The organism is Sphingomonas sp. (genome assembly GCF_017745215.1).
Taxonomy (GTDB): Bacteria; Pseudomonadota; Alphaproteobacteria; order Sphingomonadales; family Sphingomonadaceae; genus Sphingomonas.
In genome coordinates, this window is record NZ_JAGHZV010000015.1 from 25,623 (window position 1) to 48,322 (window position 22,700).

Annotated in this window: 25 protein-coding genes and 1 other RNA gene; 10 read left to right on the top strand and 16 right to left on the bottom strand. The window is 69.4% G+C overall.

The annotated features are described in order from the left end of the window. Positions 1-30: 30 nt before the first annotated feature. From J7495_RS14935 to J7495_RS14950, 4 genes are read right to left on the bottom strand one after another with little or no spacing between them, the layout of a single operon-like run. Positions 31-1,038, bottom strand: coding sequence for a glycosyltransferase family 4 protein (locus J7495_RS14935; RefSeq protein WP_294057481.1), 1,008 nt, complete (start codon positions 1,036-1,038; stop codon positions 31-33). Beyond that, positions 1,035-2,615 carry an alpha-amylase family glycosyl hydrolase gene (locus tag J7495_RS14940; RefSeq protein WP_294057483.1) on the bottom strand — a complete coding sequence of 527 codons (1,581 nt, stop codon included), beginning with the start codon at positions 2,613-2,615 and terminating at the stop codon, positions 1,035-1,037. Before J7495_RS14940 ends, J7495_RS14935 begins: the two co-directional genes overlap by 4 nt. Further along, positions 2,612-3,730, bottom strand: a complete 1,119-nt coding sequence (locus J7495_RS14945) for a glycosidase (RefSeq protein ID WP_294057484.1) — start codon at positions 3,728-3,730, stop codon at positions 2,612-2,614. The genes J7495_RS14940 and J7495_RS14945 overlap by 4 nt, the downstream gene beginning before the upstream one ends. Positions 3,731-3,766: 36 nt before the next feature. Beyond that, positions 3,767-4,054, bottom strand: a complete 288-nt coding sequence (locus J7495_RS14950; RefSeq protein WP_294057485.1) for a chorismate mutase — start codon at positions 4,052-4,054, stop codon at positions 3,767-3,769. Positions 4,055-4,154: 100 nt separating this feature from the next. Between J7495_RS14950 and J7495_RS14955 the strand changes: the two genes are divergently transcribed. Next, entirely contained in the window at positions 4,155-5,168 is a 1,014-nt protein-coding gene (locus J7495_RS14955) for a polyprenyl synthetase family protein (protein WP_294057486.1), read from the top strand. 6 nt (positions 5,169-5,174) lie between these two features. Here J7495_RS14955 and J7495_RS14960 read toward each other — a convergent pair whose 3' ends face one another. Next, on the bottom strand, positions 5,175-5,399 hold the full coding sequence (locus J7495_RS14960) for a hypothetical protein (protein WP_294057487.1): 225 nt from the start codon (positions 5,397-5,399) through the stop codon (positions 5,175-5,177). Between the two features lie 103 nt (positions 5,400-5,502). Between J7495_RS14960 and J7495_RS14965 the strand changes: the two genes are divergently transcribed. Then, entirely contained in the window at positions 5,503-6,735 is a 1,233-nt protein-coding gene (locus tag J7495_RS14965) for a hypothetical protein (RefSeq protein ID WP_294057488.1), read from the top strand. Positions 6,736-6,747: 12 nt separating this feature from the next. On the opposite strand, the gene J7495_RS14970 is transcribed toward J7495_RS14965, so the two are convergent. Further along, a complete protein-coding gene (locus J7495_RS14970) occupies positions 6,748-6,966 on the bottom strand; it encodes a hypothetical protein (RefSeq protein ID WP_294057489.1) in 219 nt (72 codons plus the stop codon). Between the two features lie 66 nt (positions 6,967-7,032). On the opposite strand from J7495_RS14970, the gene hrpB reads away from it, so the two are divergent. Both hrpB and J7495_RS14980 read left to right on the top strand, forming a co-directional pair. Further along, the gene (hrpB, locus tag J7495_RS14975) at positions 7,033-9,480 is read left to right on the top strand and encodes an ATP-dependent helicase HrpB (RefSeq protein ID WP_294057491.1); all 2,448 of its coding nucleotides are present in this window, start codon (positions 7,033-7,035) and stop codon (positions 9,478-9,480) included. Between the two features lie 11 nt (positions 9,481-9,491). Next, positions 9,492-9,773, top strand: coding sequence for an ETC complex I subunit (locus tag J7495_RS14980; protein ID WP_294057492.1), 282 nt, complete (start codon positions 9,492-9,494; stop codon positions 9,771-9,773). 210 nt (positions 9,774-9,983) lie between these two features. On the opposite strand, the gene J7495_RS14985 is transcribed toward J7495_RS14980, so the two are convergent. The 5 genes from J7495_RS14985 to J7495_RS15005 are packed head-to-tail and all read right to left on the bottom strand — an operon-like array spanning position 9,984 to position 13,156. Next, positions 9,984-10,517 (bottom strand): NUDIX hydrolase, encoded by a 534-nt coding sequence (locus J7495_RS14985; RefSeq protein WP_294057493.1) that lies wholly within the window; start codon positions 10,515-10,517, stop codon positions 9,984-9,986. Continuing rightward, complete coding sequence (locus J7495_RS14990) at positions 10,514-11,194, bottom strand: hypothetical protein (protein ID WP_294057494.1); 681 nt, start codon at positions 11,192-11,194, stop codon at positions 10,514-10,516. Before J7495_RS14990 ends, J7495_RS14985 begins: the two co-directional genes overlap by 4 nt. A gap of 11 nt (positions 11,195-11,205) precedes the next feature. Next, positions 11,206-12,045, bottom strand: a complete 840-nt coding sequence (locus tag J7495_RS14995) for a YgcG family protein (protein WP_294057495.1) — start codon at positions 12,043-12,045, stop codon at positions 11,206-11,208. Beyond that, positions 12,042-12,569 (bottom strand): TPM domain-containing protein, encoded by a 528-nt coding sequence (locus tag J7495_RS15000; RefSeq protein ID WP_366811250.1) that lies wholly within the window; start codon positions 12,567-12,569, stop codon positions 12,042-12,044. The genes J7495_RS14995 and J7495_RS15000 overlap by 4 nt, the downstream gene beginning before the upstream one ends. Beyond that, positions 12,566-13,156 carry a LemA family protein gene (locus J7495_RS15005; protein ID WP_294057496.1) on the bottom strand — a complete coding sequence of 197 codons (591 nt, stop codon included), beginning with the start codon at positions 13,154-13,156 and terminating at the stop codon, positions 12,566-12,568. Before J7495_RS15005 ends, J7495_RS15000 begins: the two co-directional genes overlap by 4 nt. Positions 13,157-13,254: 98 nt before the next feature. Between J7495_RS15005 and mscL the strand changes: the two genes are divergently transcribed. After that, positions 13,255-13,704: a large conductance mechanosensitive channel protein MscL gene (gene mscL / locus J7495_RS15010; RefSeq protein ID WP_294057497.1), complete on the top strand. Its 450-nt coding sequence runs from the start codon at positions 13,255-13,257 to the stop codon at positions 13,702-13,704. A gap of 199 nt (positions 13,705-13,903) precedes the next feature. On the opposite strand, the gene J7495_RS15015 is transcribed toward mscL, so the two are convergent. Beyond that, entirely contained in the window at positions 13,904-14,335 is a 432-nt protein-coding gene (locus J7495_RS15015; protein WP_294057498.1) for an Rrf2 family transcriptional regulator, read from the bottom strand. Between the two features lie 48 nt (positions 14,336-14,383). Here J7495_RS15015 and ssrA point away from each other — a divergent pair. Both ssrA and J7495_RS15025 read left to right on the top strand, forming a co-directional pair. Further along, positions 14,384-14,731: a transfer-messenger RNA gene (ssrA, locus tag J7495_RS15020) on the top strand. Between the two features lie 178 nt (positions 14,732-14,909). Continuing rightward, entirely contained in the window at positions 14,910-15,104 is a 195-nt protein-coding gene (locus J7495_RS15025) for a hypothetical protein (protein ID WP_294057500.1), read from the top strand. A 92-nt stretch (positions 15,105-15,196) separates the two neighbouring features. On the opposite strand, the gene J7495_RS15030 is transcribed toward J7495_RS15025, so the two are convergent. The 3 genes from J7495_RS15030 to J7495_RS15040 form a co-directional block, all read right to left on the bottom strand. After that, complete coding sequence (locus J7495_RS15030; protein WP_294057501.1) at positions 15,197-16,636, bottom strand: mannitol dehydrogenase family protein; 1,440 nt, start codon at positions 16,634-16,636, stop codon at positions 15,197-15,199. A 176-nt stretch (positions 16,637-16,812) separates the two neighbouring features. After that, entirely contained in the window at positions 16,813-17,766 is a 954-nt protein-coding gene (locus tag J7495_RS15035) for an aspartyl protease family protein (protein ID WP_294057503.1), read from the bottom strand. A gap of 51 nt (positions 17,767-17,817) precedes the next feature. Beyond that, positions 17,818-20,253 carry a ligase-associated DNA damage response DEXH box helicase gene (locus J7495_RS15040; protein WP_294057504.1) on the bottom strand — a complete coding sequence of 812 codons (2,436 nt, stop codon included), beginning with the start codon at positions 20,251-20,253 and terminating at the stop codon, positions 17,818-17,820. Positions 20,254-20,271: 18 nt separating this feature from the next. Between J7495_RS15040 and J7495_RS15045 the strand changes: the two genes are divergently transcribed. The 3 genes from J7495_RS15045 to J7495_RS15055 all read left to right on the top strand — a co-directional run bounded on the left by J7495_RS15045 (position 20,272) and on the right by J7495_RS15055 (position 22,298). Then, positions 20,272-21,273 carry a ligase-associated DNA damage response exonuclease gene (locus tag J7495_RS15045; protein ID WP_294057506.1) on the top strand — a complete coding sequence of 334 codons (1,002 nt, stop codon included), beginning with the start codon at positions 20,272-20,274 and terminating at the stop codon, positions 21,271-21,273. A 70-nt stretch (positions 21,274-21,343) separates the two neighbouring features. After that, positions 21,344-21,817, top strand: coding sequence for a hypothetical protein (locus J7495_RS15050; RefSeq protein WP_294057508.1), 474 nt, complete (start codon positions 21,344-21,346; stop codon positions 21,815-21,817). Positions 21,818-21,833: 16 nt separating this feature from the next. Next, positions 21,834-22,298: a hypothetical protein gene (locus J7495_RS15055; RefSeq protein ID WP_294057509.1), complete on the top strand. Its 465-nt coding sequence runs from the start codon at positions 21,834-21,836 to the stop codon at positions 22,296-22,298. Here the strand turns inward: J7495_RS15055 and J7495_RS15060 are convergent. Then, positions 22,295-22,672, bottom strand: coding sequence for a hypothetical protein (locus J7495_RS15060; protein WP_294057510.1), 378 nt, complete (start codon positions 22,670-22,672; stop codon positions 22,295-22,297). The two genes, J7495_RS15055 and J7495_RS15060, sit on opposite strands and share 4 nt — an antisense overlap. Positions 22,673-22,700 lie beyond the last annotated feature (28 nt).

Below are 22,700 nucleotides of genomic sequence, written 5' to 3' on the forward strand. Positions count from 1 at the left end.
ACGGCGATTTCCGGGAAGCCGGCTCAGCCGCTAGCCAAGGATTTGCCTGTAAAGCGCGATGTAGCGGTCGGCCATCGCGTCGACCGTGAAGCGCTGGGCCACCGCGGCGCGGCAGGCGGCGCGATCCAGCCCCTCGATGCGGGCGAGCGCGGCGATCGCTTCGCCGGTCGAGCCGACGAGCAGCCCGGTGACCCCGTCGTCGATCAGCTCGGGCATCGAGCCGCGGCGAATCGCGATAACCGGGGTGCCGCACGCCATCGCCTCGATCACCGAGAGGCCGAAGGGTTCGTCGAAGTTGATGAGGTGGAGCAGGACGTGCGCCTGGCCCAGCGCGCGGATGCGATCCTCGCCGCCGACGGGGCCGTGGTAGACGATCCGGTCGCCGTCGAGGTGCGGCGCGACCTCGCGGTCGAAATAGCCTGCGTCCTGGACGATGCCGTAGAGGTGGAGCCGCCGGCCGGTAGCCTGGGCGACGGCGATCGCCTCGGCGGCGCCCTTGTCGGGATGCATGCGGCCGAAGAACAGCAGATCGTCGGTGCCGCGGTCGTCGAACGCGAACTCGTCGAGGCGGATGCCGTGGTGGATCGTCGCTGCGTAGCGGAGGTTGGGGTGGCGATCGGCGTCGCTGATCGCGACATAATGCACCCGGTCTTCGAACGGCTTGTACATTGGCAGGATGCGCTCGGAGGAGAAGCCGTGGATCGTCGTGACCATCGGCGTATCGACCAGCGGCGCGAAGGCATGGGCGGGGAAATCGGCCTGGTTGTGGATGAGGTCGAAATCGCCGGCGCGCGCGAAGGCATGGCTGAGGTGGCGATATTCCCACACCTTGGCGTCGAGGCTGCGGTCCTCCTCATAGCCCTGGGGCACGACGCCATCGAGTGTGCCGGCGGTGAGCGAATCGCGCGTGGCGAACAGCGTGACGTCGATCCCGCGTGCGACCAGCGCTTCGGTGAGCAGGCTTGTCACCAGCTCCCAGGGGCCATAGTGGCGCGGCGGCGTGCGCCACGCGACGGGCGCGATCATCGCAACCTTCATCCGAGGATCACGCCCTCGTCCGGCGCAAGCACCAGCGCGTCGTGCTCGATCGTGAGCGGCCGATGCGCGGTGGAGAGGAGGAGCTTGTACCTTCCCTGCGGCAGCGCCAGCCGTTGCTCGCGGCCGCCGAGATTGAGCGCGACGAGCAGCCAGGCGCCCTGGTGGCGCCGCTCATAGGCGAGCACGTCGCCCTCGGCATCATAGGCGTGCCAGCTGCCGATCGACAGCGCGGGATGCGCGCGGCGCAGCGCGAGCAGCTCGCGGGTGAGCGTCCACATCGAGCCGGCGTCGGCGCGTTCGGCGACGACGTTGCGCGTCGCCCAATCGGGGTTGAGCGGCAGCCAGGGCGTGCCGGTGGTGAAGCCGGCCTGGGGCGAGGCGTCCCAAGGCATCGGGGTGCGCACCGGATCGCGGCCCATGCCGATCCCCGGCTCGTTGAGTTCGCGCGGGTCCTGGACCAGATCGGGCGGTATGGCGACGTCCTCCAGCCCGAGCTCGTCACCGTAATAGAGCGTGGGCGTGCCGCGCAGCGTCAGCAGCAGCACCATCGCGACGCGCGCCTGCTCGGGCCCGACGCGCGTCGCGACGCGCGGCCGGTCGTGGTTGCCGAGCACCCAGTTCGGCCAGCCGCCGGGTGGCAGCAGGCCTTCGTATTTCGCGATCCGGTGCGCGATCTTGCGCGCGTGCCAGTCGGCGCCGATCAGCTGGAAGTTGAAGGGCAGGTGGACGCCGGGCGCCGCCTCGGTGCCGTAATAGGAGACCAGCTTCTCCACCGGCAGGTAGATCTCGCCGACCAGGACGCGCGCGCCATAGTCGTCGGCGATTCGGCGCATGTCGCCGGCGATGCCATGGACCTCGGGCTGGTCGGTCGAATGGTGCTGGTGGACCTTCATGAACTCGGGCCAGCCTTCGCGCCATTCCTCGTTCACCGGATTGTCGGGGAAGCCGGCGTGCTTGATCATGTGCCACAGCACGTCGATCCGGAAGCCGTCGACGCCGCGCTCGAACCAGAAGCGCAGCACGTCGAGCATCGCCGCACGCACGGCGGGGTTGCGCCAGTTGAGGTCGGGCTGCTGCTTCAGGAATGCATGGTAATAATATTGCCCGGTGACGGGATCGAGCTCCCAGGCAGATCCGCCGAAGTCGCTGATCCAGTTGTTCGGCGGGCCGCCATCAGCGGCTGGATCGCGCCAGAGATACCAGTCGCGCTTCGGATTGTCCTTCGACGCGCGGCTCTCGACGAACCAGGGGTGCTCGTCCGACGTGTGGTTGGGCACCAGGTCGAGCAGCAGCATGAGGCCCTTGGCATGCGCCGCGGCGAGCAGCGAATCGAAGTCGGCGAGGCTGCCGAAGCGTGGATCGATCCCGCAATAATCGGCGACGTCATAGCCGAAGTCGGCTTGTGGACTGGGGAAGATCGGCGAGAGCCAGATCGCGTCGATCCCCAGCGCGACGAGATCATCGAGCCGCGCCTCGACGCCCTTCAAATCGCCGATCCCGTCGCCGTTCGAATCCTGGAAGGAGCGCGGATAGATCTGGTAGATCACCCCCGATTGCCACCAGAGCGGCTCGCTCATTGGAATCGCTCCTTCGCGATATAAGTGATCCGGCAGGCGAGGTCGGCCTCGCCCGACGCGACGATATAATGGTCGCCCGCATCCGCCACGCCGGTGGTGAAGACCACGGGGGTCGGCAAATAGAGCCGCTCGGCGATCGGCGCGGTGAGCGCGGGGTTGGCCTCGAGCAGCGGCACCCGGTCCTCGAGCCGCAGGATGCGCCACGGCTCGTCCTTGTCGAGCAGCGCCCAGAAGCTGCGGTAGATGCCCACCGCCTCGCGCTTTTCGACGCCGTGGTAGATCAGCATCCAGCCCTCGGGCGTGAGCACCGGCTGGCTGCCGCCGCCCATCCGCGCGGTGATCGTCGTGCCCTTGCGCGCGCGGATGCCGGGCGCGTCGAGCGGCTTCCAATGGAGCCCGTCAGGCGATTGCGCGAAGTGGATCGCGGGGCCGCCGAGCCATTCGCTTTCTTGCGGAGGGGCGAAATAGACTTCGCCGAGCGGCCGGGTGAGCGCCATATATTTGCCGCCCACCTTGCCCTCGAACAACAGCATGTCCTTGTTCTGATGGTCGAGCACCACGCCGAGCAGCTCATAGTCGAGCCCGTTCACCGATCGGTACATCGCGGTGCAATGCCGCTCGGCCGAGACGCCGCACACCGTCATCCACCAACTGCCGCCGACCAGGCTGATCCGCGCATCCTCGACGCCATAGTCGAGGAAGGAGGCCGAGGGCTCGATCGCCTTGTCATAGTGGACTTTCACGACCTGGCGCGCGTCGCGGCTGATCTCGACGGGCAGCAGCCAGGAGAGCGAGGTAAGCCCGAGCAGCGGCGGATGGCGACCCTTCAGCGCGAACTGGCGCGGGTCGCTCATCTCGACGCCCTCGAGCCGATGCCGGTCGAGCATATAGCCGTCGGGCGTCCAGCGGATCGTGCGGACATGATCGCCGTCGATCGGCTCGACGAGCGCTTCCGCCACGCGCACCATCAGCAGCAGATTGCCGTTCGGCAGCCGCGCCAGCCCCGGATTGAACGCGCCGAGCACGAAGGTCGGCTCGGCGATCGACCGGCGCAGCGGCGAGCGCGTCAGGTCGACGTCGTCGGGAGTGAAGATCAGCCTGTCGTCCGCGCTCATCCTTCCCCCAATCTGCCCAGGCCAACGGTGCGGAGCTCAACTCGTTCCGTTCTGCATCCGCTCGTGGTGGCGAATCACTTCGTCGATGATGAACCGCAGGAACTTCTCGCTGAACTCGGGGTCGAGCTCGGCCTGCTGCGCCAGCGCGCGCAACCGCGCGATCTGTGCTTCCTCACGCCCCGGATCGGCGGGCGGCAGGCCCGACCGCGCCTTGTAGGCGCCCACCGCCTGGGTAACCTTGAACCGTTCGGCGAGCATGAAGACGAGCGCCGCATCGATATTGTCGATGCTCTGTCGATAGCGGGTGAGTGTCTCGTCGGCCACGCGGGTCTCCCTAGGGTCGATTCCCTTTCGCTTGAGAGCCGCGACCATGCAAGCGTTGGGCTTGCCTTTGCGACGCTCAGAGGCCAAGGCCCTTGATGAGATGACCGCGACGATCCATCGCCTGGGCACGCGCCCCGAGCCTTCGCTGGACCCGATGCTGGCGCTCGTCGCGCACGACATGAACCTCGTGAACGCGGTGATCCTCGACCGGATGCAGTCGGACATCCCGCTGATCCCCGAGCTCGCTGGCCACCTCATCGCCGGCGGCGGCAAGCGGATGCGGCCGATGCTCACGCTCGCGAGCTCGCAACTGCTCGGCTATTCGGGCGCGCGCCACCATAGGTTGGCGGCGGCGGTCGAGTTCATCCACACCGCGACGCTGCTCCACGACGATGTCGTCGACAATTCGGACCTGCGCCGCGGTCGCCGCACCGCCAACAACATCTGGGGCAATCCCGCGAGCGTGCTCGTCGGCGACTTCCTGTTCAGCCGCTCGTTCGAGCTGATGGTCGAGGACGGCAGCCTCAAGGTGCTCAAGATCCTCTCGGGCGCGAGTGCGATCATCGCCGAGGGCGAGGTCAACCAGCTCACCGCCGCGCGCCGCATCGATCTCTCCGAGGAACGCTATCTCGAGATCATCGGCGCCAAGACCGCCGCGCTGTTCGCCGCCGCCTGCCGGATCGCCGCGGTGGTCGCCGAGCGCGGCGACGCCGACGAGCTTGCGCTCGATGCCTATGGCCGCAACCTCGGCATCGCCTTCCAGTTGGTCGACGACGCGATCGACTATGTCTCGAACGCCGAGACGATGGGCAAGGATGCCGGTGACGACTTCCGCGAGGGCAAGATGACGCTCCCCGTCATCCTCGCCTATGCGCGCGGCAACGAGGCCGAGCGAGCGTTCTGGAAGGGAGCCGTGTCCGGCCGCCGCACGCGCGACGAGGATTTCGCCGAGGCGATCCGCCTTGTCCAGTCGAGCCGGGCGGTCGACGACACGCTCGCCCGCGCGCGCCATTACGGCCAGCGCGCGGTCGACGCGCTCGGCGGCTTCGTCTCGGGCGCGGCCAAGGATGCGATGGTCGAGGCGGTCGAATTCGCGGTGGCGCGGGCCTATTGAGCGACGTCAGATCGCGGGCAACACCAGCCCTGCGATCTCGTCCGGCTTGCCGTCCTGGTCCTGGGTGACGAAGACGATCGCATCGATCGCTCCGCCCGCGGGCGTGAAGACCACCGCTTCGACATGGAACAGGGCAGTTTGGCTGGCAATATAGTCGCCCTTGCTGGGGACGCGTTCGAGTTTCTGGTTGGTCGCAGGGTTGTGCGGGAAGCGGATCTGAACATTCGCCATCGAACATCTCCGGAATGACTGCCGAATCCGAATTATCCGGCGTTAGGTTAGGGCAGTCGCGCATGATATAGAAGCGGCATCATCGATCATCGGGGGGATCGCGATGGTTGTTCTTGGCGTTTTCGTCCTGCTGCTCGTGCTGGGCCTGCTGTTCGCGCTGGCGCAGCAGGCACTGGCCGGAGTCGCCGAGGCCGGTCCGCAACCGCTCGAGGCGACGCGCTCGCTCGCCGATCTCATCGATGCCGGCGTGCCGGTCCATGTCGTCTATGTCCATGGCATGCGAGCCGAAGGCGTTGGCGCGGCGGATCGGCTGGCGGCATCGCTCGTCCGCGAACTGGGGTTCAGGCAGGACGGGGCGGTGAAGACCGAGCGGCTGGACCTCGGGGAATGGCCCGAAAATGCCCGTTTCGCCAACGAGCGCATCTGGAGCGAAGCGGAATGGCAGGCGAGCCGGCCGCTGCTCCGCCGCTTCCTCCTGGCGCGCGCCGACATGCGTGTGACGATCACCGAGGTCAATTGGTGGCCGCTGCTCTTCCCGCTCAAGTGCCGCTTCCTGCTGCTGCCCGAGCATGACCTGTCGGGCGACGACAAGCAGCACCTCGCACTGTGCGAATGCACCGAGCCGCCCTATTACGACTGGGTCGGCGAGAAGGGGCGCGAGACGCTGGCCAAGCGGCCGCGGGGCGGCGCGGCGGCGTTCCTGAACCGCCGGATCAAGCAGGAAATCCTGAACTGGGGTCTGTCGGATGCCGTGATCGCGCTCGGGCCGATGCGTCGCTATCTCCGCGAGACGATGAGCCAGGCGTTCGATCGCGTGCGCACCGCGGCCGGGGACGGCGACAGCTTCGTCGTGATGTCGGAGAGCCTCGGCAGCTTCGTCGTGATGGATTCCGCCGAGATCGAGTCGGTCGCCGACGTCCTCGGCCGGACCGATCACCTCTATTTCCTGGCCAACCAATTCTCGCTGCTCGAGCTTGGCCGGCTCCAGGGGATTGACGAGGTCCGGTCCGCGGCAGGTGGGGCCGAGCTCCGCTCGCTTGCCGCCGATGAGCCGCCGAGCCCGCTGGCGGCTTTGCAGCGATGGGCCGGCGGGTCAGCCCGGTCGCTCCGCACCGGCGATGGCGGCGCCCGGCCACGCCAGATCATCGCCTTCTCCGATCCCAGCGACATGCTGACCTATCCCGTGCCTGCGCTGGACGGCGTGACGATCGTCAATTTGTTCGTGCGCAACACGCCGCGATGGTTCGGACTGTTCGTGTTGCCGGGTGCCGCGCATACGGGCCACCTCGGGAACAGGAAGGTCCGGGCCGCCCTGATCGGACGGCCCAGGCGCTGAGCAGTCGGAGGCTTATTCCTCCTCTTCCGCTCCTTCCTCGTCCTCGTCTTCCTCGTCGTCGACCAGCGCCTCGTCGGCCGCTTCGAGCTGTTCCTCGATCGAATCGACGACTTCGTCGAGCTGGTCCGCGTCGGCGGTGAACTCGATCGTGTCGCCGTCCTCGTCCTCGAGCGTGATGAGGAAATCCTCGCCCGTGCGCGTGATGCTGAATTGTGCCAGAGCCTTTGGCATGCGTACCCTCCAATCGCTGAGCCGGTTCGTCCGGCAAACAAAGCGCAGCGCTTTTGGTTGCAGCCCGTGACGGCAAGATTACCGATCGAAGCGGTGCTGCCGGAAATCCGCGCCACGCTGGCCGCAGCGAGCAATGCCGTGCTGGTGGCACCTCCCGGCGCGGGCAAGACGACGGCGGTGGCGCCGGCGCTGCTCGGCGAGGGCTGGTGCGCCGGTGAGATCCTGCTCTTGTCCCCCCGCAGGCTCGCCGCGCGCGCGGCCGCCGAGCGGATGGCGGCGCTGGCGGGCGAGCCGGTGGGCAGGACCTATGGCTATGCGACGCGGATGGACACGCGCCGATCGGCGGCGACGCGCGTGACGGTGGTGACCGAAGGCATCTTCGTGAACCGCATCCAGGCCGATCCCGAGCTGTCGGGCGTCTCGGCGGTGTTGTTCGATGAAGTCCATGAGCGCAGCCTCGATTCGGACTTCGGCCTCGCGCTCGCGCTCGACGCGCAGGCGGCGCTCAGGCCCGAGCTGCGGCTGGTGGCGATGTCGGCGACGCTCGACGGCGCGCGCTTCGCGGCGCTGATGGGAGACGCGCCGGTGATCGAGAGCGAGGGGCGGAGCTATCCTTTGGAGCTGCGCCACCTCGGCCGCGCGGCGGAGGCGCGGATCGAGGAGTCGATGGCGGCCGCGGTGCGCCAGGCGCTGCGCGAGGCGGAGGGCGGGGTGCTCGCCTTCCTCCCCGGCGTCGCCGAGATCGAGCGGACCGCCGGGCGGCTCGAGGGGCTGGGCGGCGTCGTGCTCCACCGGCTCCACGGCAGCCTCGACCCTGCCGCCCAGCGCGCCGCGATCGCGCCCGATCCGCAAGGGCGGCGCAAGCTGGTGCTCGCGACCTCGATCGCCGAGACCTCGCTGACGCTCGACGGCATCCGCGTCGTGGTCGATTCGGGGCTCGCGCGGCGCCCGCGCTACGATCGCGCGGCAGGGATGACGCGGCTGGTCACCGAGCGCGCGAGCCAGGCGGCGGTGACGCAGCGCGCCGGCCGTGCCGCGCGCCAGGGGCCGGGCGTCGCCTATCGGCTGTGGGAAGCCGCGGCGACTGCCGGGCTGCCGCGCTTCGACCCGCCCGAAATCCTCGAGGCGGATCTTTCGGCGCTGACGCTCGACTGCGCGCTGTGGGGCGTGAGCGACCCGCGCGAGCTGCGCTGGCTCGATGCGCCGCCCGCAGCCGCGGTCGCCGAGGCGCGGGCGCGGCTCATGGCGCTGGAGGCGGTCGACGCCGACGGTCGCCCGACGCAGCACGGCAAGGCGATCGCCGGCCTGCCGCTGCCGCCGCGGCTCGGGCATATGCTGGTGCGCGCGGGCGAGCTGGGGCTGGCGGAGACGGCGGCCCAGGTCGCGGTGCTGCTCGGCGAGCGCGGGCTGGGCGGCAGCGACGCCGACCTCGAACTGCGTCTCCGCCGCTGGCGCAGCGAGCGCGGCCAGCGCGCGGAGGGTGGGCGCAAGCTCGCCGAGCGCTGGGCGAGGCTCGCGCCGGCGCAAGCCAAGCCGACGCCCGATGGCGATGCCGTGGCGATCGCCGTCGCGCTCGCCTTCCCCGATCGCGTGGCGAAGCGGCGTGACGCCAGCGGCGAGACCTGGGCCTCGACCGGCGGTCGCGGATTCAGGCTCGACGCGACCTCGGCGCTCGCACGCGCCGAATGGCTCGCGGTCGCCGAGACGCAGGGCATGGCCGCAGGCGCGCGCATCCTCTCGGCGGCGCAGATCGATGCGGCGAGCGTCGAGTGGCTCTTCGCCGATCGCATCGAGACGCGTCGCTCGGTCCGCTTCGATCCCGCGACTGGCCGGATCGAAGCCCTTCGAGAACGCCGTCTCGGCGCGATCCGCCTGTCTTCGGGGCATGATTCGCAGGCGAACCCGGCGGAGATCGAAGCCGCGCTGCTCGACGCGGTGCGCGAGCATGGCCTCGCCATCCTTCCCTGGGGCGACGGCGGCGATACGCTCCGCATCCGCGCTCGCTATGCCGGGATCGACGCGCTGTCGGATGAGGCACTGCTCGCCGAGCTCGACGACTGGCTCGCCCCCGTGCTCGCGGGCAAGCGCCGGCTCGACGCGATCGAGCCCGGCGCGCTCGCCCAGGCGCTGCACAACCGGCTGGGCTGGGACGAGACCAGGGCGCTCGACCGCATCGCTCCCGCCCGCTTCGAGACGCCGGCGGGCTCCAGCCATTCGATCGACTATGCCGCCGAGGGCGGGCCCACCGTCGAGGTGCGCGTGCAGGCGCTGTTCGGGCTCGCCGAGCATCCGACCGTCGGCGGCGTGCCGCTGGTGCTCAGCCTCACGTCGCCCGCCGGCCGCCCGATCCAGACGACGCGCGACTTGCCGGGCTTCTGGAAAGGAAGCTGGGCCGAGGTCGCCAAGGAGATGCGCGGCCGCTATCCCAGGCACCCCTGGCCCGACGATCCCGCCGCCGCCGGCCCGACGCTCCGTACGAAAAAGGCAGATGCGCGCGCCGCGGGGCCGCGCTAAGGAGCGAACCCATGAAGACCGCCCGCATCTACCAGCGCCCCAAGAATGCGATGCAGTCCGGCCGCGCGCGGACCGATCGCTGGATCCTCGAATATGAGCCTGCCGAGCGGCAGCGCGCCGATCCGCTGACCGGCTGGGCCGGCTCGGGCGACACGCGCGCGCAGCTGCGGCTGGGCTTCCCTACGGTCGAGGCCGCGACCGCTTATGCCGAGCGTGAGGGCATCGCCTATCACGTGATCGCGGCGCCGACACGCAAGCTCAAGCTCCAGGCCTACGCCGACAATTTCCGCTGAGGCGAAGCGCTCGCGGCTCGGGCAGTCGACGTCCCGAGTCGGGGCATTTCAGCGGTATCCAAATACCGAAGAGTCACAAGAGTCACGACCCGTCGCGGCGATTCCGGTGTCTGCTCCCTGCCAGGTTCAAAGGGCGGCCGGATTGCTCCAGCCGCGCCAGCCAAGCAGCCGGAATCCTACATTGCAAGCCGCTCGCGGCTCGATCGGGCCTCAGCCCAGGATGCTCTCGGCGAGCAGCAGCAGGATCTTGACGTCGATCGCCAGCCCTTCGGCGCGCTTGGCGGCGACGAAGTCGACGATCCCCGCCAGCGGCACGCGGTGGACGGTGATGTTCTCGCCGTCGACGCCGCCGCCCTCGCCGATCCGCGTGAGGCCCTGCGCGCGGACCAGCGTGAAGCTCTCCGAGACGAGCCCCGGCGAGCTGTAGAATTCGCCGATCACGTCGATCCGCTCGGCGGCGTGGCCGGTCTCTTCCTCGAGCTCGCGCGCGGCGGCCTCTTCCACCGTGTCGCCGTCGTGCGTGTCGCCGATCAGCCCCGCGGGCAGCTCGAGGCAGTTCCGCCCCAGCGGCACGCGATATTGCTCGACGAGCAGGACGTGGTCCTCGTCATCGACCGCGACGATCACTGCGGCGCGAATGCCCCGCGCGCGAGCGACATATTCCCAGCGGCCCTGCTTGCGCACCTGGATCCACTTGCCGGCCCAGGGCGTCTCGACCGGCGCATCGGCGTCAGGCGCGTTCACAGCTCGATCAGCCGGTCGGGGAGTTCGTTCACATCGGCCGCGGTCTTGGGGAAGGTCTCGGCGAGCACGAGCGCGATTCGGCCGACCGCGCCGGCCATGCCGTCCGCCGCCTTGCCGCGCTTCAGGCCGTCGACGAGCACCGCCATCGCTTCGCCCCAGCGCTCGGGCGCGACCTGCGAATGGATCGCCTCGTCGGCGATGATCTCGGCGCGATGCTCGGCGAGGCTCACATAGAGGAGGATGCCGACGCGGCCCTGGGTGCGCTTCTCGGCGCTCGCCTTGAAGAACTGGAGCGCGCGGCGGCGCACGCGGCGCGTCTTGGTGCGGCCCGGCGTCACGAGCATCCTGAGGCGCAGCGGCGCAAGGAGGAGGCGGACCGCGAGGAAGATGATCGCCTGCGCCGCCATCAGCAGCACCAGCACTTCGGCGATCTCGACCTTCGCCAGCCAGCCGCCGTGGAACAGCGCGAGCTTGGCCTCGACCTGCGTCGGGAAGAGCGCATAGAGCCCCGCGACCAGCAGCATCGCCGCCACCGCCCAGTGGAGCATCACGTCGTGATAGGCATCGGACGATTGCGTGACGATCGTGACGATCTCGCCATCGGTGGTGCGCTCGGCCTCGGCCACCGCGTTGGTGACCTGCGCCTGCTGCTCGGGCGTGAAGTTGAGGAGTGCCATCGCCTGTCCCCTTACCAGCTGCCCGAGGCGCCGCCACCGCCGAACGACCCGCCGCCGCCCGAGAAGCCGCCGCCGCCTCCGCCGCCGCCCCAATCGCTCCCGCCGCCGCCCCAGGACGATCCGCCCCGGCTGCCGCTGTGCATCGCCGCGTCGATCGCGGTCCACAGCAGCACCTGGCCGAGCCCGCTGCCACCACCGCGATAGCGCCGCCCGCCGCGCCGTCCGAAGATTCCGCCGAGCACGAAGACGAGCACCATCACGGTCCAGAAGATGCCGACGATCAGCCCGGCGCCGTTGTTGCCGCGGTTCGCGCCGCTGCTGCGGCGGCTGTCGAGCTTGGCCTTGGCGCGCGCCTCGGCGGCTTCGAGCGGCAGCTTCATCTGCTCGGCGATCGCCTGCGCTCCCGCCACGATCCCGCCCGGCATGTCGCCGTCGCGGAACTTCGGCAGGATCACCGTCTGGATGATCTGGCTGGAGAGCGCGTCGGTCATGATCGGCTCGAGGCCGTAGCCGACCTCGATGCGGACCTTGCGCTCCTTGGGCGCGACGATGAGGATGATGCCGTTGTTCGCCTCGCCCTGGCCGATCTTCCAGGCGCGGCCGAGGCGGTAGCCGTAATCCTCGATCGGATAGTCCTGGAGATCGGGGATGGTGGCGACGACGAACTGGCGCCCGCTCGCCTTCTCGACATCCTCGGAAAGCTGGGTCAGCTGCGCCTTCTGCCCGGCATCGAGCAGGTTGGCGGCGTCGACCACCCGGCCGCTCAGCGGCGGGAAGCTCTGGGCCTGCACCGGCCCGGCCAGGCCGAGCGTGGCGAGCAGCAGCGCGAGCAGCAGCCGCGCGAAGGTCATGGGGTCGTCTCCGTGATCTGGGCGAGGATGGCGTCGGCGCCGCGGACGATGCCCGGCGCCATGCGGCGCGCGCGGAATTCGGGCAGCATGACCGTCTGGATGATGCGGTTCGCCTCGGCATCGGTGAGCGCGGCGTGCAGCCCGTCGCCCACCGCGATGCGGACCTGGCGTTCGTTGGGCGCGACGACGAGCAGCACGCCATCGTTCACGCCCTTGCGGCCGACGCCCCAGCGATTGCCGAGCGCGTCCGCGAACGCCGCGATGTCGTGGCCGCCGATCGACGGCACGGTCGCGATCACGAACTGGTGATGCGTCCCTCGCTCGAATGCCTCGAGCTTGGCGGTGAGCGCCGCAATGTCGGCGGGAGCAAGCAGCTTGGCCGCATCGTCGACATAGCCGTGCGGCGCGGGCGCAGGCGCCGCCGCGGCAGGCTGTTTCGCTGCCGCGGCGTCATTGCCCGCGGGCGCCGTGCCGCACGCGGCGAGCGGCGCCAGCGCGAGCAGCAGGGCGAACGCGCGGATCAGTTGCCGTTGCCGAAGTCGACCGTCGGCGCGACGTCCGCCCCGGCCTTGGCCTGGAAGGGCACCATCGGCTTGGCGCCGTAGAAGACCTTGGCACCGATCGCGTCGGGGAAGGTGCGGATCGTGGTGTTGTAGCTCTGGACCGCCGAATTATAGTCGCGGATCGCGATGTTGATCCGGTTCTCGGTGCCTTCCAGCTGGCTCATCAGGTTGGTGAAATTGGCCTGGCTCTTGAGCTCGGGATATTTCTCGACCGTGACGAGCAGCCGGCCGAGCGAGCCGCCGAGCTGGTCCTGCGCCGCCTGGAACTGCTGGACCTTGTTGGGATCGGTGAGGTCGTTGGCGCTCACTTGCACCGAGCTCGCCTTGGCGCGTGCCTCGGTCACGTCGGTGAGGATCTTGCCTTCCGAAGCCGCGGCGCCCTTGGCGGTGGCGACGAGGTTGGGGATCAGGTCGGCGCGGCGCTGATAGGCGGCCTGGACGTCGGCCCATTTCGCCTTGGCGTTTTCCTCCGCGGTGGGCACGCTGTTGAGGCCGCATGCCGAAAGCAGAGCGGCAGCGGCAAGCGCGATTGCGGCGCGAAACTTCATTGGGATACCCTCCAAATCCCGTGGAACGGGTGTCTTATATGGCGATTACACCTACGCCGAAAAGGGCATAGGCGAAGAATATGAAAGGGACGAGCGCAATGTTGAAGGACTTCAAGGCGTTCATCGCACGCGGCAACGTGCTGGACCTCGCGGTCGGCGTGATCATCGGCGGCGCCTTCGCCACCATCACCAAGTCGCTGACCGAGGATCTGCTGATGCCGTTGCTCGGCTGGCTGTTCGGCGGGTTCGACTTCTCGAGCCACTTCGTGCGGCTGGGCGCGATCCCGGCGAGCTACCACGGCAGCGCCAACGACTATGCCGCATTGAAGGCCGCGGGCGTGCCGCTGTTCGGCTATGGCCAGTTCCTGACCGCGGTGATCAACTTCGTGATCCTCGCCTTCATGGTCTTCCTGATCGTGCGCGGCCTGGCCAAGGTAAGCGCGCTCGCCGAGCATGAGCAACCTGCGGCCGAGGCGGCACCCGCGCCCGAGACCGACGAAGTGAAGCTGCTCCGCGAGATCCGCGACGCGCTGACCAGCCGGGGTTAGGCCGGATCGGCATTCGGAGCTGCACGCCGGCAATTCCGCCAACAACCCGTCACCCCGGCCTTGTGCCGGGGCCCACCGGGAGACGGGGGCCGGAATAGAGGTGCGAGTTCGGCCGGTGTGGCTGCGTGGGCCCCGGCACGAGGCCGGGGTGACGGCGTATGTGCTGAACCCCCACGCCGGACCGTGAGGTCGATAAGCCCTAAGCCGCCGCCAGATCCTCGGCGCCGGCATCGGCGAGGCTGGTGCCGTCGAGGATGCGCGCGGTCTCGTCGCGGACGCGCGCCATCGCGATGCGGATCTCGCAGCGCGCCTCGTCCTTGCAGTCCTTGCACGGGCGATAGGCGGTGCGGCTGACGCAGGGGACCAGCGCGAGCGGCCCTTCGATCACCCGGATGATCTCGCCCAGCGAGATCAGGTGCGTCGGGCGCGAGAGCTGGTAGCCGCCGGCCTTGCCGCGGTGGCTGATCAGCAGCCCGGCTTCGCGCAGGTCGGCGAGGATCAGCTCGAGGAACTTGCGCGGAACATTGGCTTCGGCGGCAATGCGGTTCATCGGCGTCGGCCGCGGCTCGTCGGCCTGGGTGGCGAGGAACAGCATGGCGCGAAGCGCATAGCGGGATCGCTGCGTCAACATCGTGCAATTTCCCATGCCAGTACAATGCGGCTGTGTGAAGGCCCGCGCGGGCTTTTCATCGGCGTCCGCGTCTCTATATAGGAACTCGCCGGGTTCGCCCGGCTATGGCGATAAATTGCGGCGTGCAATAGATGCAGCGGACCCGGGGGCAGTACCCGGCGGCTCCACCACAAGTGGTGGTGTATCTGGACACCGTTTCTGACGGGGCCGAACCAGGATCGACGTGTATTGAAAAGCGCTGTTTTTGCCCGGAATGGGACCACCGCAACGGCCCATATCACAAGTGCCAACGATAACGAGGCGCTCGCGATTGCGGCCTAACCACATGGCCTAACGGCCTAGGTTAGAACGACAAAAGCGCGGTTGGACCGCACCGGGCAACAGAAGCGGATTCCAGCGGCCACCAGGGGGGCCGGGCAACAGAACCCCCTGGACCTTCCGTATCCGTCATCTGGGATTCCCCCAAGGGCGCGCACCTGAAGTGCGAACCCGGGCAGGCAACGACCCGAATATCGCGCACGCCCGAAATCGGGCTTTGCTTCCCCGCGGCGAAAGCCGGCGAAGGGGAACGACGATGAGCAGGCAGTCTCACGCGATACTGGCACTGGCGGCCTTCGGGGCGATGGCCATGGCGACCTGGGCCGAGGGCACCCGCCCGCCGCGCCTGCCGCGCCCCGACGTCCGAGCGCCGCTGACCGCGCTCCACCCCATCGCCGGCGCCGGCCGCGGCGGCGAAGTGCATCACCTCGCCGCTGCTCACCTTCGCTAACTCTCATCGTCATCCCGGCGAAAAGCCGGGACCCGGGACCGAGCAGGACGTCGCTCGCTGCCCTGGGTCCCGGCTTTTCGCCGGGATGACGATCATGGTCCGTTCGCCAACGGGGTTGCAAGCTCCCCGGCCTGGATGTCGATAAACGCGCGGGCGACTGCAGCCTCGAACCGCCCGTCCTCCGCCACGCGCGACGGAAACACCTGCCGCAGCGCCAGCACCGCGCTCACCGGATCGCCCGAGGTCGTCGCCGCGGCGAGCACGTCGGCAAGCGGATCGGTGATCGTCTCGCCCGCCTCCGCCTTGCGGCGCAGGAACGCGATCCACGCCGCGATCGGCACGCCCAGGCGCTCCACCGGCCGGCCGGCGTCGAGCGCTTCGCCCACCGTGTCGAGCAGGCGGTAGGGGAGCTTCTGCGAGCCGTCCCAGGCGATCTGCGACAGGAGGTGCCGGATCGCCGGATTGCGGAAGCGGTCGAGCACCGCATCGGCATAGGCGGCGACGTCGAGCCCCTCGATCGCGCCGAGGCATGCGGCGATATCCTGGTGCACCAGCCGCGTCACGAAGCCGGCGAGCGCGGGATCGGACATCGCCTCGAACACCGTCTCGTGCCCCAGCGCCAGCCCGACATAGGCGAGCGTCGAATGCGCGCCGTTCAAGACACGCAGCTTGGCGCGCTCATAGGCGCGGACGTCGCCGGTGATCGTCACGCCGGCCGAGGCGAGGTCGGGCGCGCCGGGCAGCTCGCAGCGCTGGAGCACCCACTGGGTGAATGCCTCGCGCTGCACCGCCGCCTTGTCGGTCACGCCGAGCTCGGCCTCGACCTTGGCGAGGAAGGCGGCGTCGCTCGCCGGGGTGATCGAATCGACCATCGAATCGGGGAAGGCGACTTCGCCCGCGATCCAGTCGGCCAGCCCCCGCTCCCATTCGCCCGCCAGCGCGACGCAGGCGGCGCGGAGCTTGGTGCCGTTGCCGGTCATGTTGTCGCAGCAAAGCATCGCGAAGGGCGCCGTCCCCGCCTCGCGCCGCGCAGCGAGGCCGGCGACGATCCAGCCGATCACGCTTGCCGGCTCGGCCGGGCGGGCGCGGTCGTGGACGATGTCGGGATGCGCGAAGTCGAGCGTGCCGTCGCCGCCGAGGCAATAGCCCTTTTCGGTGACTGTGCTCGTCGCGAGCATCACCGCGGGGTCGGCGAGCAGCGTCGCCAGCCGCGCGCCCTCGCCCGGGCCGATGGCGTCCGAATGCGCGGCGACGATCCGCATCGACGGATCGCGGTCGATCACCGCGAGCGTGTAGAGCCCCTGCTGCGCCTTGAGCGCATCGGTGGCGCCGCCGCTGCGCAGCGAGACCGCGGCGATGCCCCAGCGCGGATCGGCGTCGAGCAGCCGGTCGATCGCAGCGGCCTGGTGCGCGCGGTGGAAGGCGCCGGGGCCGAAATGGACGATGCCGGTGCTGACCCCTGCCAGGTCATGGCCGGGGCGATGGATCGAGGCGGGAATCGAAGCGAGCGCGGCGCGGGAAAGCTTTGTCATCGCGGGCCCGTGAGCAACGGGCGCGGGGCAAAGTCAATCAGAGCCTGTTTGGAAATGCGCCTCGCGGCGCATGGCGGTGCTGGCCCGCATCGGGTGAACAGCGCCCCGCGCTGTTCACCCGATGCGGGCCAGCACCGCCTGGAAACTCGCTCTTCCGCGAGTTTCCAAACGGGCTCTCAGATCCGCGGCACATAGCCCGGGCGCGGCATCAGGAAGCGGACCTGGCGGTTGGGGAAGTCGATCTCGACGCGGCGGAAGCTGCGCAGCGCGTCCATCCCCAGCATGATCGCCGGCTTGCGCTCGAGCCCGAACTTGCGGAACGGCGCCACCTCGGCGAAGGCCACCGGCATCCAGTCGAACTTCACGCCGCCGATATTGATGTCGGGCACCAGCGTGTAATCCGCAGCCATCCTGGCGCCGGTGACGCTGGTGAGCTCGACCGTCTTGGGCGCGGCGGTGCGCGAGCGGACGCGGCGCTGGAAGGCCTGGTTGCCCATGGTGATCTGGCTGCCGGTGTCGAGCACGACCTGGATGCGCGTGTCGCCATAATGCGCGTCGGTGACGATCAGCTGGCCGAATTGGCTCTTCGCCGTCACCACGATCTCGCCCGGATCGTGCGAATAGGCGGGGCGGCGGCGCTCGCTCTTGCGCACGGTCATCACCCCGGTCTCGAAGTCGATCGTGACCATGTGCTTGCTGAGCGTGTCGATCCCGAGCAGCCCGGAGGCGCCCAGGTTGCGCGCCTCGAGCGCGGGCGCGACGATCGTGTGGCGGTCGCCGATCGACGTGATCGCCAGCTCGGGCACGATCACGGTGCTGACCGTGTTGGTGCCGGTCATCGAGACCATGCTCACCGGCTGGCCGGGCGCTAGCTGGAGCGTGCCGGCAAGCTCGCGCGAGACGACGGTGCGCTCGGCGCCGGTGTCGATGATGAAATTGTAAGGCCCCTGCCCGCCGACCGCGACGGGAACGGTGAGCCTTTGGTCGACTTCGCCGAGGCTGAGCGTGGTGCCTTCGACACCGCTCGGCGCCTGCGAGACGCCGTCGGGGTCCTGCGAAAGCCCATGGGCATCGGCGGCGGCGGCGAGCGGCAGCAGCAGGAACAGGAGCGGGCGTGCAACGCCGATCATGCGAATCACACTATCCTGTTTCATGCTGCGCAGCAATCTGCCGGACGTGAATCAGTCGAGCCGCATCGCTTCCGCCGCCAGGCTCTCGGCTTCGGCGAGCAGCGCATCCTCGGTGACGCCCTGCGCGACATTCTCGCGGCCGATCATGATCAGCACCGGCACCGCCATCGGGCTCACCCGCGGCAAGTCGATGTGCAGCATCGAGTCGGCGGCGGTGTCGAGCAGGTGGCCCAGGCGCCCGACGTCGGTCATCCGCGCGCGGGCATCGGCCCAGGCGGCGCGCAGCAGCAGGTGGTCGGGCTCGTACTTGCGCAGCACATCGTAGATCAGGTCGGTCGAGAAGGTGACCTGCTTGCCCGACTTGCGCTTGCCCGGGTGCTGGCGCTCGACCAGCCCGCCGATCACCGCGACTTCGCGGAAGGCGCGCTTGAGCAGCGCCGAACCCTGCACCCATTCGACGAACTCATGCTCGAGGATGTCGGGCGAGAACAGCGGCCGCGGGTCGCGGATCCGCTCGAGCCCGTAGCAGGCGAGCGCATAGTCGTTGGCGACGAAGCCCAGCGGCTTCAGCCCCATCGCCTCCATGCGGCGCGTGAGGAGCATGCCGAGCGACTGGTGCGCGTTCCAGCCCTCGAAGCTGTAGATCACCATGTGATGGCGCCCTTCGTGCGGGAAGGTCTCGACCAGCAGCTCGCCGGGCTTGGGCAGCGCCGAGCGATAGGCCTGCACCTCGAGCCATTCGCGCACGTCGTCGGGGAAGCGCGGCCATTCGCGGCGGTCGTGGAGGAAGCCGCGCACGCGCCGCGCGAGGTTCGCCGTGATCGCGAGCCGTGCCCCCATGTAGCTCGGGATTCGCGCCTGCTTGGCGGTGGCGCGGACGAGGATCTCGGCGGTGTCGACGCGCTCGACTTCGAGGCTCAGCCCGGCGAAGAAGAAGGTGTCGCCCGGCGAGAGCGAGGCGCCGAAGATCTCCTCGACCTTACCCAGCCTGCGGCCGTTCCTGAAGCGCACCTCGAGCATCGGCGCCTCGACGATGATCCCGGCGTTGAGGCGATGCTGCGCGATGAAGGCGGGGTGGCTGACGCGCCACAGCCCGTCCCCGCCCTTGGTCAGCCGCTTGAACTTGTCATAGGCGCGCAGCGCATAGCCGCCGTCGGCGATGAAGCCGAGCACGCGGTCGAACGCCTCGTCGGTGAGCGCCGAATAGGGGAATGCTGCGCGGATCTCGTGCAGCATCGCGTCGCGCTGGAAGGGCGCGGCGCAGGCGCAGCCCATGATGTGCTGCGCGAGCACGTCGAGCGCGCCGTGGCGGAAGACGTCGGGATCGAGCTCGCCTTCCTCGACGGCGTCGAGCGCGGCGCGGGCTTCCAGATATTCGAAGCGGTTGCCCGGCACGAGCACCGCCTCGCTCGGCTCGTCGAGCCGGTGGTTGGCGCGGCCGATGCGCTGGAGCAGCCGCGACGAGCCCTTGGGCGCGCCCATCTGGATCACGCAGTCGACGTCGCCCCAGTCGACCCCGAGGTCGAGGCTCGCAGTGGCGACGAGCGCGCGCAGCCGCCCGTCGGCCATCGCATGCTCGGCGCGCTCGCGGGCTTCCTGGCTGAGGCTGCCATGGTGGATGCCGATCGGCAGCCCGGCGTCATTGGCCTTCCACAAATCCTGGAAGATCAGCTCGGCGAGCCCGCGGGTGTTGCAGAAGATGATCGTCGTGCGGTGCGCCGCGATCTGCGCCATCACCTGCGGGATCGCATAGCGGCCCGAATGGCCCGACCAGGGAACCTTGTCCTCGGGGAGCAGGATCTCGATCACCGGGTCGGCGCCCTTCTCGCCCTGCACCATCGCGACGCGATCGAGGTCGCCATGCGGGGCAAGCCAGGCGCGATAGCCGTCGGGGTCCGCCACTGTCGCCGACAGCGCGACGCGGCGGAAGCCGGGCGCGAGCGCCTGGAGCCGCGCCAGCGCGAGCGACAGCAGATCGCCGCGCTTGCCGGTGGCGAAGGCGTGGACCTCGTCGACGATCACCGTCTTCAGGTCCGCGAACATCGTCAGGCTGTCCTCGTAGGAAAGCAGCAGGCTGAGCGATTCGGGGGTGGTGAGCAGAATCTCGGGCGGCCGCGCGCGCTGGCTCTTCTTCTTGTCCGACGAGGTGTCGCCGGTGCGCGCCTCGACACGGATCGGCAGGCCCATCTCCTCGATCGGCCTGAGCAGGTTGCGCTGGACGTCGACCGCGAGTGCTTTCAGCGGCGAGATGTAGAGCGTGTGGAGCCCGCGCCCTCCTTCCCCACTCGACGCCGCTTCGGCCAGCTCGACAAGGCTGGGGAGGAAGCCCGCGAGCGTCTTGCCCGCGCCGGTGGGCGCGACGAGCAGCGCGTGCTTCCCGGCGCGTGCGGCGGCGAGCATGTCGAGCTGGTGCCGCCGCGGCGCCCAGCCGCGCGCGGCGAACCATTGCGCGATCGCCGGCGGAAGCAACTGGGAACCGAGTGGCATCGCATCCATATAGGCAGCATGGCGAAGCTCGGCGACTGGATCGATGCGCAACCCCAGGGCATCCGCTTGCCCGCCGCCGAGGTGTGGATCGATCCCTCGCGCCCAGTGGAACGCGCGCTGATCACCCACGGCCATGCCGATCACGCGCGCGGCGGCCATGGCGAGGTCTGGGCCACCCCCGAGACGCTGGCGATCATGGAAGCGCGCTACGGCCCGCAGAACGGCCGGCCGATCGGCTATGGCGAGATGCTCGAGCTCGACGGCGCGATCGCCGCGCGCTTCGTCCCCGCGGGCCATGTCCTCGGCTCGGCGCAGATCGTGCTCGAGCATCGCGGCGAGCGGATCGTCGTCTCGGGCGATTACAAGCGTCGCCCGGATCCGACCTGCGCGCCGTTCGAGCCGGTGCCGTGCGACGTGTTCATCACCGAGGCGACCTTCGGTCTCCCCGTCTTCCGCCACCCCGACACGCACGACGAGCTCGACAAGCTGCTCGCCGCCCAGCGCGGCAACCCCGATCGCTGCGTGCTCGTCGGTGCCTATGCGCTCGGCAAGGCGCAACGCGTGATCCGCGAGCTGCGCGTGATGGGCTATGACGATCCCATCTACATCCACGGCGCGCTCCAGCGGCTCTGCGACCTCTATGCCGAGCATGGCGTCGACCTCGGCGAGCTCCGCCCCGCCACCGGCGTGGCCAAGGCCGAGCTTCAGGGGCGGATCATCCTCGCCCCGCCCTCGGCGCTCAACGACCGCTGGTCGCGGCGGCTGCCCGATCCGATCACCGCGATGGCTTCGGGCTGGATGCGCGTTCGCCAGCGCGCGCGGCAGCGGAATGTCGAGCTGCCGCTGATTCTCTCCGACCATGCCGACTGGGACGAGCTGACCAGCACGATCCGCGAGCTGGCCCCGCGCGAGATATGGGTGACGCACGGGCGCGAGGATGCGCTGGTCCATTGGTGCCGCATCCACCAGATCAAGGCGCGCGCGCTCGACCTTTCGGGCTTCGACGACGAGGATGACTGAAGCGGGGCGATTGGCGCTTTTCCCTCATGGATCCGAGGCGTAGCATGACGTCGAAGAGCAGGAGAGGCTCATGAGGATCACGCTTAAGCTGCTCGTCACGACAGCTGCGCTCACGCTGGGCGCGGGCGCAGCGCATGCCCAGGCGGGAGGCTCGACGTCCGCGCCTGCGCCGCCACCCAACGCCGGGCTGGTCGGCGAGAACTCGACGGTGCGCAACGGCGGCGATACCTATGACCGCGACATGGCCGCGGCGCGCGACGAAGCGGTGGCCAAGGCCCGGGCCGAAGCGCACGGCGGGAAGATCCGCTCGGCCCCGGCCAGGCCCGAGGACGTGACCGTCGGCGCCGAGGTCCGCGATTCGCATGGGCTTCGCATCGGCGTGATCGAGAGCGTGAGCCTGAGCGCGGCGGTGCTCCATGCCGACGGGGGCTCGGTGGCGGTGCCGCTCGAAGCGTTCGGCAAGGATTCGCAGGGGCTGCTGATCGGAATGAGCAAGGCGGACTTCGACAGGCTCGTCGCCGATGCTACCAAGCCGGCGAACTGAAGCGAGGCAAGGAACGATGCGAAACGGTCTCTGGATGCTGGCGGCGCTGCCCGCCCTTGTCGCCGCGGGCGCCGCGCCGGCGCAGGCGAGCCCGCAGGGTGACGCGCTCGGCCGCTGCCTCATCGCCAAGGCGACGAGCGCCGACAAGACGCTGCTGATCCAGTGGATGTTCACGGCGCTCGCGGCGAGTCCCAAGGTGGCGGCGATGTCCAGGGTCTCACCCGAGGAGCGCGGCCGCTTCTCCAAGGGCGCCGGCCAGCTGATGCAACGGCTGCTCACGGTCGATTGCCGCCCCGAGGCGATCGCGACGATCAAGGCCGACGGTGCCGGCGCGCTCGCCAAGAGCTTCGAGACGCTGGGCCAGGTGGCGATGCGCGAGTTCATGATCGACCCGCAGGTCGCGGTGGCGCTCGGCGGGCTCGCCCAGGGCGCCGACATGGGCGAGATCGCCAAGCTGCTGCTCGAGGCGCAGCTTCCCTAGGGACCGTCCTCCGACAGCAGCCAGGCCTCGGCCGCATCGATATCCTCGAAGACGCTCGCCGTGCGGCCCGCGAGCGTGCGCATCAGCTGCATCCGCGACAGTGCGCCGGTGACGACGAAGGCGAGCCGGCGCGAGCGATATTCGGGCGCGGCGAGGATCGTCTTGAATGCATCGACCACCTGTTGCGAGCGCACGTCCATGCCGCGCATGTCGTTGAGCGTGAGATGCTGGTTGGGCCCGCAGCGCAGCTTGGCGTGCGCGGCGGCGCGCGCGTCGAGGAAGGACTGGATCGTCGCATCGGTGAAGAAGCCGGACATGGCGATGCGCACGAGATTGCGCGGCACGTCGACCTCGATCCGAAAGCATCCCTCCATCGGGCGGGCATAGCCGAAGCACGGCTAA